Origin of the sequence: Streptomyces sp. NPDC015130 (assembly GCF_043080005.1) — a bacterium.
In the GTDB taxonomy this organism is placed as follows: Bacteria; Actinomycetota; Actinomycetes; order Streptomycetales; family Streptomycetaceae; genus Streptomyces.
In genome coordinates, this window is record NZ_JBIBVC010000016.1 from 146,142 (window position 1) to 160,476 (window position 14,335).

11 protein-coding genes are annotated in these 14,335 nt (G+C 75.3%); 4 read left to right on the forward strand and 7 right to left on the reverse strand.

The features are described 5' to 3' along the window. Positions 1-22: 22 nt before the first annotated feature. Positions 23-1,060: an NAD-dependent epimerase/dehydratase family protein gene (locus tag ACF08F_RS28795; RefSeq protein WP_392301444.1), complete on the reverse strand. Its 1,038-nt coding sequence runs from the start codon at positions 1,058-1,060 to the stop codon at positions 23-25. Positions 1,061-1,201: 141 nt separating this feature from the next. On the opposite strand from ACF08F_RS28795, the gene ACF08F_RS28800 reads away from it, so the two are divergent. After that, the gene (locus ACF08F_RS28800) at positions 1,202-1,444 is read left to right on the forward strand and encodes a DUF5133 domain-containing protein (protein WP_392301445.1); all 243 of its coding nucleotides are present in this window, start codon (positions 1,202-1,204) and stop codon (positions 1,442-1,444) included. Between the two features lie 150 nt (positions 1,445-1,594). Next, a complete protein-coding gene (locus ACF08F_RS28805) occupies positions 1,595-4,000 on the forward strand; it encodes an ATP-binding cassette domain-containing protein (protein WP_392301446.1) in 2,406 nt (801 codons plus the stop codon). A 242-nt stretch (positions 4,001-4,242) separates the two neighbouring features. Here the strand turns inward: ACF08F_RS28805 and ACF08F_RS28810 are convergent, their stop codons facing one another. Further along, positions 4,243-5,514, reverse strand: a complete 1,272-nt coding sequence (locus tag ACF08F_RS28810; protein WP_392301447.1) for a D-alanyl-D-alanine carboxypeptidase family protein — start codon at positions 5,512-5,514, stop codon at positions 4,243-4,245. A gap of 160 nt (positions 5,515-5,674) precedes the next feature. Here ACF08F_RS28810 and ACF08F_RS28815 point away from each other — a divergent pair, with 160 nt between their 5' ends. Together ACF08F_RS28815 and ACF08F_RS28820 are read left to right on the forward strand one after the other, a co-directional pair. After that, entirely contained in the window at positions 5,675-7,855 is a 2,181-nt protein-coding gene (locus tag ACF08F_RS28815) for an NAD-binding protein (protein ID WP_392301448.1), read from the forward strand. A 61-nt stretch (positions 7,856-7,916) separates the two neighbouring features. Then, a complete protein-coding gene (locus tag ACF08F_RS28820) occupies positions 7,917-9,167 on the forward strand; it encodes a cytochrome P450 (protein ID WP_392301449.1) in 1,251 nt (416 codons plus the stop codon). Between the two features lie 66 nt (positions 9,168-9,233). Here ACF08F_RS28820 and ACF08F_RS28825 read toward each other — a convergent pair whose 3' ends face one another. The 5 genes from ACF08F_RS28825 to ACF08F_RS28845 form a co-directional block, all read right to left on the reverse strand. Further along, complete coding sequence (locus ACF08F_RS28825) at positions 9,234-9,470, reverse strand: hypothetical protein (RefSeq protein WP_174867204.1); 237 nt, start codon at positions 9,468-9,470, stop codon at positions 9,234-9,236. 71 nt (positions 9,471-9,541) lie between these two features. Next, positions 9,542-10,018: an NUDIX domain-containing protein gene (locus ACF08F_RS28830; RefSeq protein ID WP_392301450.1), complete on the reverse strand. Its 477-nt coding sequence runs from the start codon at positions 10,016-10,018 to the stop codon at positions 9,542-9,544. Between the two features lie 24 nt (positions 10,019-10,042). Beyond that, positions 10,043-11,299 (reverse strand): FAD-dependent oxidoreductase, encoded by a 1,257-nt coding sequence (locus ACF08F_RS28835; protein WP_392301451.1) that lies wholly within the window; start codon positions 11,297-11,299, stop codon positions 10,043-10,045. Then, entirely contained in the window at positions 11,296-12,714 is a 1,419-nt protein-coding gene (locus ACF08F_RS28840) for an FAD-dependent oxidoreductase (RefSeq protein WP_392301452.1), read from the reverse strand. Before ACF08F_RS28840 ends, ACF08F_RS28835 begins: the two co-directional genes overlap by 4 nt. 100 nt (positions 12,715-12,814) lie before the next feature. Continuing rightward, positions 12,815-14,302, reverse strand: coding sequence for an FGGY family carbohydrate kinase (locus ACF08F_RS28845; RefSeq protein WP_392301453.1), 1,488 nt, complete (start codon positions 14,300-14,302; stop codon positions 12,815-12,817). Between the last annotated feature and the right edge of the window lie 33 nt (positions 14,303-14,335).

The window sequence follows — 14,335 nt, forward strand, 5'->3', positions numbered from 1 at the left end:
GGCTCCCCGGCCCCGCCCGCTCTCAGCCGATGCGGTGCCCCGCCAGCGGGGCGGTGTCGTCGCCCGAGCCCGCGCGGACCCCGCGCAGGAAGGCCTCCACGGCCTCCAGGGAGCTCGCCGACGGATGCCACTCCAGCTCCCGCCGGGCCCGCTCGGTGGCGAGCAGGGGCATCTGGAGCAGCGCGTCGAAGAGCCCGGGGGAGGCCGGGGCGAGCCGCAGCCGCCAGGCCGCCGACAGTGCGCCGCGTACCGCCCCGGCCGGGACCTTGACCGGTCGCGCGTTCAGCAGCCGGCCGAGGGTGTCGGCGTCGAGCACCGGGTCGGCGGCGAGGTTGAAGGCGCCGCGGACGTCCCGGACGACGGCCCGCACATAGGCGTCGGCGGCGTCCTCGGTGTGCAGGACCTGGAAGCGGAGACCCTCGAACTCCGGGAGCAGCGGCAGCAGTTCCGGACGCAGCAGCTGGCCGGGGAAGAACCGGCCCGCGAAGATCCGCCGCTGCCCGCTCGCCGACTCCTCCTTGAAGAGGAACGCCGGGCGCATCCGGACCACCCGGGTCAGCGGATGGTCGCGCTCGAAGGTGTCGAGGACCCGTTCCAGATAGGCCTTCTCCCGGGTGTACGCGGCGCCGGGCCAGCCGTGCGTCGGCCAGGCCTCGGACACCGGCGCGCCGCCCTTCGGGCCGGGGGAGTACGCGCCCACCGAGGAGGCGTGCACGAGGACCGGCACCCGGGCCGCCGCGACGGCGTCGAAGACCCGCACCGCGCCCAGCACGTTCGTCCGCCAGGTCTCCACCGGATCGTGCGTCGGGCCGAACCGCCAGGCCAGGTGCACGACCGCGTCCGCGTCCGCCACGTACTGCGCCAGCCGGGGCTCGTCCCCCTCCAGGGAGAGGTCCACCTCGGCCCACTCGACGCCCGGCAGCTCCAGGCCGGGTCTGCGCCGGGCGAGCCCGAGGACGGAGCCGACCTGTGGCTCGCGGGCCAGCGCCCGGACCAGGCTCGTGCCGACATTGCCGGTGGCGCCGGTGACGACCACCCGCTGCTGCGCGCTCGGGTTCATGTCTCCGACCCTCCGCCATGCGCGGCGGAACCGCACTCCGGGAAGGGCTCCGTCACGCACCGTGCCCGTGCGGGTCGCGGACGTGGTCGGCGACCGGCAGGATGGAGCGACTCGGGAGCCAGGAGAGACAGGAGGACCCCGATGCTGCTGCCCGACGCGAACACGGTCGACCGGCTGCTCCGCCACTACCGGGCCCAGGAGCGGTCCGTGCTCGCCAGGCCGTGCGACCTGTCGGTCCGCCGGCGCTTCGAGGACACGGCGTACACCCTGTGCGTGCTGATGGGAGAACGGACCGCGCACGAGGCGGTCCGGGCCGCCGAGCGGTACGTCGCCCGGGGCCGCCCCGCGCCCAGGGAGGCGCTGGAGGGCATGGCGGGCAGCTGACCCGCGGGCCCGGTCAGGAATCGAGAAGCGTGGCCGTCGGGCCCCGACTAGCGTGGCCGTCGTGGACATCGCGATTTCCCGGGTGCCCGGGACGAAGCGGTGCAATGATCACGATGATCATCATTCGGGCCGTCCGACAGAGGAGAAACGATGAGCCAGGCTGCCCCGAGGACGGGTGCACCGAGGACGGGCAAGCGGGCGGCGGCGGCGCCCGCCGCCGACAGCCACGACACGATCCGGGTGCTCGGAGCCCGTGAGAACAACCTCAAGGACGTCAGCATCGAGATCCCGAAGCGCCGGCTCACGGTCTTCACGGGCGTCTCCGGCTCGGGCAAGAGCTCCCTCGTGTTCGACACGATCGCGGCGGAGTCCCAGCGGCTGATCAACGAGACGTACAGCGCGTTCGTCCAGGGCTTCATGCCGACCCTCGCGCGCCCGGAGGTCGACGTCCTCGAAGGGCTGACGACCGCGATCATCGTCGACCAGCAGCGCATGGGCGCCGATCCGCGCTCCACCGTCGGCACCGCCACCGACGTCAACGCGATGCTGCGGATCCTCTTCAGCCGCCTCGGCAAGCCCCACATCGGCCCGCCCAGCGCCTACGCCTTCAACGTCCCCTCCGTCCGGGCGAGCGGCGCGATCACCGTCGAGCGCGGCGGGAGCAAGGCCGTCAAGGCGACCTTCGAGCGCACCGGCGGCATGTGTACGCGCTGCGAGGGCCGGGGCACCGTCTCCGACATCGACCTCGGCCAGCTCTACGACGACTCCAAGTCGCTCGACGAGGGCGCCCTCACCATCCCCGGCTACACCGCGGGCGGCTGGAACTACCGGCTCTACACCGAGTCGGGCCTCGTCGACCCGGACAAGCCGATCCGCAAGTACACCAAGAAGGAACTGCACGCCTTCCTCCACCACGAACCGACCCGGATGAAGATCGCGGGCATCAACATGACCTACGAGGGCCTGGTCCCGCGGATCCAGAAGTCCTTCCTGGCCAAGGACAAGGAGGGCATGCAGCCGCACATCCGGGCGTTCGTCGACCGGGCCGTCACCTTCACCACCTGCCCCGAGTGCGACGGCACGCGGCTCAGCGAGGGAGCCCGCGCGTCGAAGATCAAGAAGGTCAGCATCGCCGACGCCTGCGCCATGCAGATCAGCGACCTGGCCGAGTGGGTCCGCGGCCTCGAAGAGCCCTCGGTCGCGCCGCTGCTGACCGCCCTGCGGGACACCCTCGACTCGTTCGTGGAGATCGGCCTCGGCTACCTCTCGCTCGACCGGCCCGCGGGCACGCTCTCGGGCGGCGAGGCGCAGCGCGTCAAGATGATCCGCCACCTCGGCTCCTCGCTGACCGACGTGACGTACGTCTTCGACGAGCCCACCATCGGTCTGCACCCGCACGACATCCAGCGGATGAACGACCTGCTGCTCCGCCTGCGCGACAAGGGCAACACCGTCCTCGTCGTGGAGCACAAGCCCGAGACCATCGCCATCGCCGACCACGTCGTCGACCTCGGCCCCGGCGCCGGTACGGGCGGCGGCACGGTCTGCTTCGAGGGCACCGTCGAGGAGCTGCGGGCGGGCGACACCGTCACCGGCCGGCACTTCGACGACCGCTCGTCCGTCAAGGACTCGGTCCGCACGCCCACCGGCACGCTGGAGATCCGCGGTGCGTCGGCGCACAACCTCCGCGACGTCGACGTGGACATCCCGCTCGGCGTGCTCGCGGTCGTCACCGGGGTCGCCGGCTCCGGCAAGAGCTCGCTCGTGCACGGCTCGATCCCGCACGGCGACGAGGTCGTCTCCGTCGACCAGAGCCCCATCCGCGGCTCGCGCCGCAGCAACCCGGCCACGTACACGGGGCTGCTCGAACCGATCCGCAAGGCCTTCGCCAAGGCCAACGGCGTCAAGCCGGCGCTGTTCAGCGCCAACTCCGAGGGCGCCTGCCCGACCTGCAACGGCGCGGGGGTCGTCTACACCGACCTGGCGATGATGGCCGGGGTCGCGACCACCTGCGAGGACTGCGAGGGCAAGCGGTTCCAGGCCTCGGTCCTGGAGTACCACCTCGGCGGCAAGAACATCAGCGAGGTGCTCGCGATGTCGGTGACCGAGGCCGAGGAGTTCTTCGGCGACGGCGAGGCGCGCACCCCGGCCGCGCACAAGATCCTCGACCGGCTCGCCGACGTCGGTCTCGGCTATCTCAGCCTCGGGCAGCCGCTCACCACGCTCTCCGGCGGCGAGCGCCAGCGGCTCAAGCTGGCCACGCACATGGGCGACAAGGGCGGGATCTACGTCCTCGACGAACCCACCACCGGCCTCCACCTCGCCGACGTCGAACAGCTCCTCGGCCTGCTCGACCGGCTCGTCGACTCCGGGAAGTCCGTCATCGTCGTCGAGCACCACCAGGCGGTCATGGCCCACGCCGACTGGATCATCGACCTCGGCCCCGGCGCCGGCCACGACGGCGGCACGATCGTCTTCGAGGGCACGCCCGCGAAGCTCGTCGCCGACCGCTCCACGCTCACCGGCGAACACCTCGCGGCCTACGTGGGCGCCTGACCGCAGTGCCCAGGGGGTGCCCGGCGGATCAACGGGCACCCCTCCGGCAGCCGGACCGTGCGACGCCCACCGGACCGTCGCCGACGCGACCGTCCGATGTCTCCAGTGGCGCCGCACGACCGGCGGTTCCCGGCCCCCCGGCACCCCTCCGCGGGGTGCCTCGTGCCGACGTGTACGCCAGGCCGTGGCTTGTGCCCGGCACGGACGCCAGTGGCAGTGCCTGGTGCCCGGCGCGTACACCGTCAGGCCCGGTGGGCCGCCCTGCGGCGCAGCGCCCACAGCGCGAGGGCCGCCGCGCAGGCCGAGCCGACCAGCGCCAGCGGCAGCCCGGCCGACGCACCCGACGAGGCGTCCTCGCCCGTCGAGCCCTTGCGGGGCGCGGCCGCCACCTCCGCCCCCGCGCGCGGCGCCCCGCCGGCCGCGACCGGGACGTCCTCGTCCCGGCGGCCGCCGCCCCGCGCCGCCGCCACGGCCCGGGTGCCCGCCTCGGCCGCGGCCTTCGTCCGCTCCGGCAGCAGCGAGCCCACCGGCTGCACCCGCCCCGCCGCCTCGAAGCCCCAGTCGAGCAGCGAGCGGGCCTCCTCGTAGACGGACAGCCCGCCGCCCCACTGCGGGTTCATCACCGAGACGACCAGCGTCCGGCCGCCCCGGCGCGCGGCCGAGATCAGCGTGTTGCCGGCGTTCGACGTGTAGCCGTTCTTGATGCCGATGAGCCCGGGGTAGCGGGCCACGCCGTCCGCGCCCGTGAGGAGCCGGTTGGTGTTGGCGATGCCGTACGACCAGGAACCCGCCGGGAAGTCCGCGTACGGCGTGGAGCAGTACCGCGTGAACGCCGGGTCCTGGAGCCCGGCCCGCCCGAAGACGGCGAGGTCGTACGCGGAGGACACCTGGCCCGGCGCGTCGTACCCGTCGGGGGAGACCACATGGGTGTCGCGGGCGCCGAGGGAGCGGGCCTTCTCCTGCATCTTCCGGGACATCGACTCCCAGCCGCCGTTCATCGCGGCGAGGACGTGCACGGCGTCGTTCCCCGAGCTGAGGAAGACGCCGTTCCACAGGTCCGACACCTTGTACGTGTACCCCTCCTTGATCCCGACGAGGCTGCTGCCCGCCCCGATCCCGGTCAGCTCGGAATCGGCCACGGTGTGCTGCTCGGAGGGGTCGTGGTGGGGGAGCGCGGTGAGCGCGAAGAGCGCCTTGAGGGTGCTGGCGGGCGGCAGCTTGCGGTGCGCGTTCCGCGCGGCGAGGACCTCGCCCGAGGAGGCGTCCGCCACCAGCCAGGAGAGCGCGGAGACCTCCGGGACGGACGGGGCACCGGGCAGCCGCTCCACCTGGGTGCCCCGCCGGTCGAGCCGCTTGGTGTCGACGAACCTCGGCGCGGGCGGGGTCGGCTCGTCCAGGGAGGAGCCGGGGGAGAGCGGAGGAGCGGGGGAGGCCGTGGCCGCCGGCGCGGGCAGCACGAACAGCAGCGCCGCGGTACCGGCGGCAACATGACGGACAGCTGACGTGACGATCATTCAGCCACCGTAGGAAGGAGGGGTGCCCCGCGCAGATCGGAGTGCGCCGACCGGCGTAGAGGTTCCGGCGTACGGCCGCACGGCGTGCGCCCGCCCGGGGGAGGACGGGACCGCACCGGCACCCGCGGACGCTGTCGGTGCCACAGGGCATCCTGGTGACGTGCCCTCACACCCGAACCAGAACAACGCCGTTCCGGCCGCGAGCGCCGGCGCGACACCGGCCGGAGCGACTCCCGGAGCCTCCCTCGGAGCGTCTCCCGGAGCGGCCCCGCCCGCCGGAGGGTCGCAGGTCACCGCCGCGACCGCCCGGCCGGTGCCCGCTCCCGCGCGCGCCCCCGGGGGCCCGTTCGGCGCGCCCTCCTCCAGGACCGAGCGGCAGCCCCGGGCCGCCCCCGCCGGACACATGATCGTCTGCGGGGACGACGCCCTCGCCCACCGCCTCGCGGGCGAGCTGCACGGGGTGTACGGAGAGCGGGTCACCCTCCTCGTCCCCGTCCGGACCGACGCCCCGCCCACCCCCGCCGCCCGCGCCGGCGGCCGGGCCCTCGCCCTCTTCGGGCGCGTCACCGCCGCCGTCACCCGCACCACCGCCGCGAGCGGGACCGCGGCCACGGGAGCGGCCGGCGACGCGGCCGACGGCGAGCCGGCCGGCACCCTGCGGGTCGTCGAGGCCGCGGAGGCCGACGACCGGGCCCTCCTGGACGCCGGGATCGAGCGGGCCGCCGCGCTCGCGCTCGTCCACGACGACGACGAGACCAACATCCGGGCCGCGCTCACCGCCCGCCGCCTCAACCCCCGGCTGCGCCTGGTCATCCGGCTCTACAACCGCAAGCTCGGCCAGCACCTGGAGAACCTCCTCGACCAGGCCGCGGCCGTCGCCGAGCCCGGCCTCGACCCCGAGAAGCTCGACGCCGCCACCACCGTCCTCTCCGACGTCGACACCGCCGCCCCCGGCCTCGCCGCGGCGGCCGTCGCCGGCACCAGCAAGGTCGTCCAGGCGGGCGGACTCCTGCTGCACGCCGTCGAGCGGACCCCGCCCGCCGGCGAGGCGCCCGACCCCGGCCGGTGCACCCTCGCGCTGCTCTCCGCCACGGCGGGCGACCCGGCCGGCTGCGAGGGCTCCGAGCGCAGCGGCGACGACGGCCCGCGGCTCCTGCCCGACGACCGTACGGTGGCCGCCGCGACCGGCCGGGCCGCCGTCACCCTCGAAGCGGTCACCGCGGCCGCCCCCACCCTCCCGGCGGGCCGCCTCGGCCGCACCGGACTGCCCGTCGGCTCGCTCTTCTCCCGCCGTCTGCGCTGGTCCCTCGCCGGAGCCGTCGGCGCCGTCCTCGCCCTGACGCTCGCCTCGACGTTCACCACCGGCGACCACCCGCTGCACGCCGCCTATCTGACGCTCCTCGACATCTTCGCCATCGGCGACCCGGCGGTCGGCGAACCGACCGGCCGTCAGGTCCTGCAGATCCTCGCCGGATTCGTCGGACTGCTCCTGCTCCCGGTGATCGTCGCCGCCCTCCTCGAAGGCCTCGGCACCTTCCGCACGGCGACCACCCTGCGCCGCCCGCCGCGCGGACTCCACGGACACGTCGTCCTCCTCGGCCTGGGCAAGGTCGGCACCCGTGTCCTCGCCCGGCTCCGCCGGATGGACATCCCCGTCGTGTGCGTCGAGTCCGACCCGGAGGCGCGCGGCATCGCCCTGGCCCGGCGGCTGCGCGTCCCCACCGTCATCGGCGACGTCACGGAGGAAGGCGTCCTGGAGGCCGCCCGCGTCCACCGCGCACACGCCCTCCTCGCGCTGACCAGCGTCGACATCACCAACCTGGAGGCGGCGCTCTCCGCCCGCGCCGTCGCCCCCGACCTGCGGGTCGTGCTCCGGCTGTTCGACGACGACTTCGCCACGGCCGTCTACCGCACCCTGCGCACCGCCCACCCCCGGGCGCTCACCCGGAGCCGCAGCGTCTCCCACCTCGCCGCGCCCGCCTTCGCCGGGGCGATGCTGGGGCGACAGGTCCTCGGGGCCGTACCCGTCGAGCGGCGGGTCCTCCTCTTCGCCGCCGTCGACGTCGCGGACCATCCGCTCCTGGAGGGCCGCACGGTCGCGGAGGGCTTCACGCCCGGAGCCTGGCGGGTCATCGCCCTCGCCCGGAGCGCCGGCGCGTTCGGCGTCCCTCACGGCGCCGGGGCGTCGGCCCAGGACTGGCGTCTCGCCCCGGACCGGGTCCTCGGACCGGGCGACCGGGTGATCGTGGCCGCCACCCGCCGGGGCCTGGCGGAACTCCTGGGCCGCGGCGGCGCGACCGGCCGGACCTCCGACAACCCCTCACCCCTGCCCGGCGGTTGATCGTAGGATCTGACCGCCGGCGTGCCGCATCGGCCCGCCTCCGCAGTCAGGAGTGCCTTCCGTGAACACCTCGCAGAGCGCCGCCACCGGCCGGCCGCCGTACCGCCCGGACCCGGCCGGCGGCTGCCCGCACGCGGCCAACGCCCGGCTCCTCGCCGAGGGCGCCGTGACCCCCGTCGTCCTGCCCGGCGAGATCGAGGGCATGGCGGTCCTCGGCCACGACGCCCTCCGCGACTTCCTCTCCCACCCCGACGTCGCCAAGGGCGCCCGGCACTTCACCGCCCTCACCGAAGGCCGGATACCCGAGGGCTGGCCGCTGCGCACCTTCGCCACCGTCCCCGGCATGACCACGGCCGACGGCGCCGACCACCGCCGCCTGCGCGCCCTGGTCAGCAGCGCCTTCACCGCACGCCGGGTCGAGGAACTCCGCCCGCGCGTCGAGGCCGTCACGGCGGGACTCCTCGACGGACTCGCCGAAGCGGCCGACGCCGGCGGAGGCACCGCCGACCTGCGCCGCCACTACGCGCTCCCGCTGCCCCTCGGCGTCATCTGCGAACTCCTCGGTGTCGACCCCGCCCACCAGGACCGGCTGCACCACCTGTCCAGCCTCGTCGTCGCCACCGACACCGAGCCCGCGCGGGCCGTCGCCGCCAACCGCGAACTCGTCGAGCTCCTCGCCTCCATCGCCGGCGACAAGGCCCGCGACCCCGGCGACGACCTCACCAGCGCCCTCATCGCCGCACGGGACGAGGACGGCGACCGGCTGAGCCATCCGGAGCTGATCGGCACCCTCCTCCTGATGATCATCGCGGGCCACGAGACCACCCTGAACCTCGTGACGAACGCCGTACGGGCGCTCTGCGGCCACCGCGAGCAGCTCGCCCTCGTCCTCGAAGGCCGGGCCGCCTGGGCGGACGTGGTGGAGGAGACCCTGCGCTGGGACAGCCCGGTCAGCTACTTCCCGTTCCGCTACCCCACCCGGGACCTCACGGTCGACGGCACCCTCATCCCCCGGGGCACACCCGTCCTCGCCGGCTACTCGGCGGCGGGCCGCGACACGAAGGCGCACGGCCCGGACGCCGACCGCTTCGACATCACCCGCGGCACGGCGACGAAGCACCTCTCCCTCGGCCACGGACCCCACTACTGCCTGGGCGCCCCGCTCGCCCGCATGGAGGCCGCGATCGCCCTGGAGGCGCTCTTCACCCGCTTCCCCGACCTGGACCTCGCCGTCCCGGAGACCGAGCTGACGCGCCACGCCGGATTCGTCGGCAACAGCGTCCGCGCGCTCCCGGTCCGCCCGACCCCCTGACGACCCGCCGCTCACCCCTCCGTCCCCTCCCCGACGACCCGCCGCCGAACGTGCCGCGGGGCGGAGCTACCCGCTCCGCCCCCATACGCTCGCGGGAGAGGCCCGCAGCGAGGAGACGAGGCGCAACAGCCGGTCCTCGTTCCCCGAGAGACCGGCCGCGCGAAGCGCCTCGTCGGCCTCCGCCATCGGATGGGTGAGCATCACCCCGGCGTACGGGGCGAGCTGCGGATCGGTCAGCACGGCCTGGGTGGACTCCAGCAGACGCAGGTACGCCTGGGCCGCGGCGCGCTCGGTGGCGGTCATCGTGATCATGTCGGGCTCCCTCTCGACAGTTCTACGCACACCACCCTCTCGCACGGGTCTGACAACGGGCCTCAGGCAGGCGCGCCCAGGTGCTCCGTCAGCCGTTCCAGGAACACCCGCTGTCCGGCGACGAGCAGCGGAGCGGCGTCCGCCGGGCTGAACCAGCCGACCCGGTCGATCTCCGGGAACTCCTGGTAGGTGCCCGACCGGGGCGGCCACTCCATGGTGAAGGTGCCCGGGACCACCGCCTCCAGGTCCAACCCGCCCTCGACCGCCCAGACCGTGACGAGCTTCCCGTTGCGCTGCCGGGACTCGCCGAGGGCGATCCACGCGCCCTCGGGAGCCGGAAGCCCCAGTTCCTCCGGGAACTCCCGCCGCGCCGCCGCCTCGGGAGCCTCGTCCGGCCCGTACTCCCCCTTGGGGATCGACCAGGCCTCCCGTTCCCGGGAGGCCCAGAAGGGGCCGCCCATGTGACCGATGAGGACCTCGACGTCCGTGCCCGCCGTACGACGGAAGACCAGAAGACCCGCGCTGCGTTTGTCCGACATACGGGCCAGTCTGACCGAACGCCCCTACCGTGCGTACTCCTCCGCGCCGACCAGCACCGGACCGCCCGCCGGATCGACTCCGCTGGTCCACTCCGGCCCCAGCCGCACCGATCGCCACGGCACCGGCTCCCCGCGCAGCCGCTCCCGCCGGAGCGGCGAGCCGTCCTGGGAGACGGTCAGGAGCGGTCGGACGAGCCGCCGGTCCGGCCGTACGAGCAGGGGAACGGCCGTCGGGCCGAGGAGCCCCGGTGTCACCCATCGCACGGGTCCCGCCGTCAGCACCGGCACTCCCGCCGCCGGACCGGGCCGGCCGGAGAGCAGGTCGAGGACGGCTCCGGCGGCCGCGCGGCCCTCGGCGGCGGCCACCCGCGCCGGTTCCACCCCGCGCAGGAGGTTGCCGGCGGCGAAGATCCCCGGCTCGGCCGTGCGGTACGCGCCGTCCGTGACGGGCCCGAGCGTTCCCGGCGCCGGGGCGAGACCGCGGGCCCGGGCCAGCTCGTGGTCGGGGATCCAGTCCCCGGTGAACACCACGGTGTCGCAGCGCAGCACGGACGTCCGCCCGTCCCGCCCCCGCACCGCGAGCCCGGTCGCCCGCCCCCGCCCCAGCAGCTCCACCACCGTCGTCCGGGTGAGGACCGGTACGGCTCCGAACCCCTGGGCCGCCGCGCACGGGAGTTCGGTGACCACCGCCGCCACCTCCACGCCCGCCGCGCGCAGCGTGCGTACCGCGTGCCGGGCCACCGGCTCACCGCCGACGACCACCGCCCGCCGTCCGAGCGGCTCGCGCGCGACAGCGCCGCCGGGCCTCGACGCCCACACCGTTCCCGACGTTCCGGTCGTCCCCACCGTCCGCAGGAGTTCACCCGTCGTGAGCACCCCGGCCGGCCGGGTGCCCGGGACGAGCCGGGCGCTGCGCGGCCGTTCGCGGGCCCCCGTCGCGAGGACCACGGCCCTGGCCCGGATCCGTTCGAGCCCGGTCGGCGCCGTGACGTCCAGGGCGAGCGGCCCGGCCCAGCCGGTGGCGGAGACCCCGGTGCGGACGACGGCCCCGGCGCGGAGCGCCGCCCGGAGCGCGCGCCGCGCGTAGGCCGGGCCGTCCAGCGGCCGTCCCCGGTGGTCCGCGCCGAACCCGGCGTGCCCACAGTGCCGCGGTACGCCACCGGCCGCACGCTCCCGCTCCAGCACCTCGACCCGCCCCGCGCTCGCCGCCGCGAGCCGCGCGGCGGCGGCGAGGCCGGCCGGGCCCGCGCCCACGACGAGCACGTCGACCACGCGGTTCACCGTGCCCCCCTCCCGTACTCCTCGCTCAACGCCCGTAACTCCGCGCCGCAGAAGTTCCCCTGGCACCGCCCGCCCCGGGCGCGGGTCCTGCGGCGCAGCCCGTCGAGTCCCGCCGGGGGGATCTCCGAGGCGTACGCGGCCCGGATCTCGCCGCGCGTCACGCGCTCGCAGTGACAGACGATCATCCCGAACTCCGGGTCGCGCGCGATGAGTTCGGCGTCGCGGTACGGGCGGGGGAGGGTCTCGCCGAGGCTCGGCATGCGGACCGGGGCGAGCGGTCGCTCGGGCCCGGGGTCGAGACCGCAGTCGGCGAGGAGCCCCAGCACGTGCTCGGCGAGCGCCAGGGAGGCGGAGAGGCCGGTGGAGCGGATCCCGCCCACCGTGACGTACCGCAGCGCGGGGTGGGCCGCGCACCGGTAGTCCTCCTGGCCGGTGGCGGCCCGCAGACCCGCGTAGACCGCCGTGACCTCCTCGTCGAGCAGCGCGGGCACGATCCGGCCGCCCTGCTCGCGGAGCCCGGCCAGCCCCTCGGCGGTCGTGCCGGTCGCGGTCTTGTCGTCGAGGTCCTCGGCGGTGGGCCCGAGCATGACGTTCCCGTACACCGTGGGCGAGACGAGCACGCCCTTGCCGAGCGGCCCGGGGACGGGCAGGAGGATGTGCCGGACCAGGTCGCGGGCGAACTTGTCGAAGACGAGCAGCTGGCCCCGGCGCGGGGTGACGGTGAAGTCGCGGCGGTCCAGGAGTGCGTCGAAGGCGTCCGCGTGGAGGCCGCAGGCGTTCACCAGGTACCGGGTGCGCAGCACCCCGCGCCGGGTGACGAGCCGGTGCCAGGGATCGCCCGTGCGGACCTTCTCCACCCGGCAGTCGAGATGCAGGTCGACCCCGGACCGCACGGCCTGCGTCGCGTACGCGAGGGTGGTCGTCCACGGGCAGATCACCGACTCGCCGGGAACGGCGAGCGCCGCAAGCGCGCCCGGCCCCAAGTGCGGCTCACGCAGCCGCAGTTCCTCCGCGGACAGCAGTCGGGTGGTGCGGTGGCCGTTGCGTTCCGCCTTCTCCGCCAGACGGGGGAGCGCGGCCCGCTGCTGCTCGTCCCAGGCGACGAGCAGCGCGCCGAGCGGTTCGACGGGGATGCCCGCCTCGCCCGCGAACGCGCCGAGCATCCGGTGCCCCTCCCGCACGAGCCGGGCTTCGAGCGTGCCCGGAGCGGCGTCGAAACCGGTGTGCAGGATGGCGGTGTTGGCCTTGGACGTCCCTTCGCCGACGTCGCTCGCGGCCTCCACGAGCGCCACCCGCAAGGGGTGGCGGGCGAGTGCGCGCGCGACGGCGCACCCGACGACCCCGGCGCCGACGACCACGACGTCGTACTCGGCCTCGGCCCCCGTGGGCAACGCCCCGGTACGGGTGACACTCACCCGGCACCTCCGTGACTCTGCGCGCCCTGGGCGACTCCTGCGCCTCCGGCGTCGCCCGCGTTCTCCCGGCCCGTGGGCGGCGGACCACCACGAGAGGCACTCACCCGGCACCTCCGCCGCTCTCCACGCCCCCGGCGGCTCCGGCGCTCCCCGCGCCGCGGTCCACCAGCGCCGAGACCTCCGCGCGGAACGCGGCCAGGCGAGCGGCGGCCTCGTCGGCGCCGATCCGGGGCTCGTAGACGGCCGAGGGCTTCCACTCCGGGACCGCCTCGTGGAGCGCGAGCCCCGGGTGGCGGCCGAGGCGGGCCACCGCGCCCACCCCGAGGGCCGTGGCGTCGGGCGAGGACGCCACCTCGACGGGGAGCTGCAGGAGGTCGGCCTGGGTCTGCATGAGCAGCGCCGACCGGGTCAGGCCCCCGTCCGCGCGCAGCGAGGTCAGCGGCGCGCCCCGGTCGGCGGCGACCGCCGCGGCGAGCTCCACCACCTGGGCGGCGATGCCCTCGCACAGGGCGCGCACCAGATGCCCGGGGGAGGTGTCGAGGCCGAGCCCGGTGAGCGAGCCGCGCACGTCCCCCCGCCACCACGGCGCGGCGAGGCCGGCGAGCGCGGGTACGAACGTGACCCCGCCGGTGTCCGGCACCCCGCCGCCGACCGCGTCGATCTGCTCGGCCCCGGTGAGCACGCCCAGGTCGGTGAGCCAGCGGACGGCCGAGGCCACCGTGTACACCTGGCCGTCCAGGCAGTGTTCGACGCGCCCGCCGAGCCGCCAGGCGACACAGCTCACCAGGCCCGAGGTGACGCGCCGGGGCTCCGGACCGGTCCGCGCGAGCAGGAAGGCGCCCGTGCCGTAGGTGCACTTGGCGGCGGACGGCTCGCTCGCGCTCTGCGCGAGCAGCGCGGCCTGCTGGTCGACGAGGAGGCCGGTCAGGGGCAGCGGCGGACCGAAGGCCGTCGTGGTGCCGACCGGCGTGTCGCAGTCCACGACCCGCGGCAGCCGCTCGCCGCCCAGGCCGTACAGGTCGAGGGCGGTCTCCGACCAGGCGACCGTGTCCGGATCGAGCAGTCCGGTACGCCCGGCGGTCGCCGCGTCGGTGACGAAGGCGCCCGTCAGCCGGTGGACGAGCCAGGCGTCGCTGGTGGTGACGACCCCGGCCCCGGTGGCATGACGGCGGATCCAGGCCATCTTGGGCGCGGCGAAATAGGGGTCCACGGGCAGACCGGTCAGCCGGTGCAGCAGGTCCGCCTGGTCGGCGAGTCCCTCGCAGACGGAGGAGGCCCGGCGGTCCTGCCAGACCAGCGCGTCCGTCAGCGGATCGCCGGTCGCCGGATCCCAGGCGAGGACCGTCTCGCCCTGGTTGGCGAGACCCACGGCCGTCACCGGCGTACCGGCCTCGGCCAGCGCCGCCCGCCCGGCCGCGACGACGGAGTCGTACAGCTCACGGGGGTCGACCTCGACGAGGCCGCCGGGGAGGTGGCGGGGCCGTACCGGAGCCGCACCGGTGCCGATCACACCCCGCTCCGGGCAGAGGACGAGCGCCTTCGTGCCCGACGTTCCCTGGTCCACGGCGAGTACCGGGCCGCCCGTCATTCCGCTGCTCCCGTCGCAGGATCGGAGCGTGAT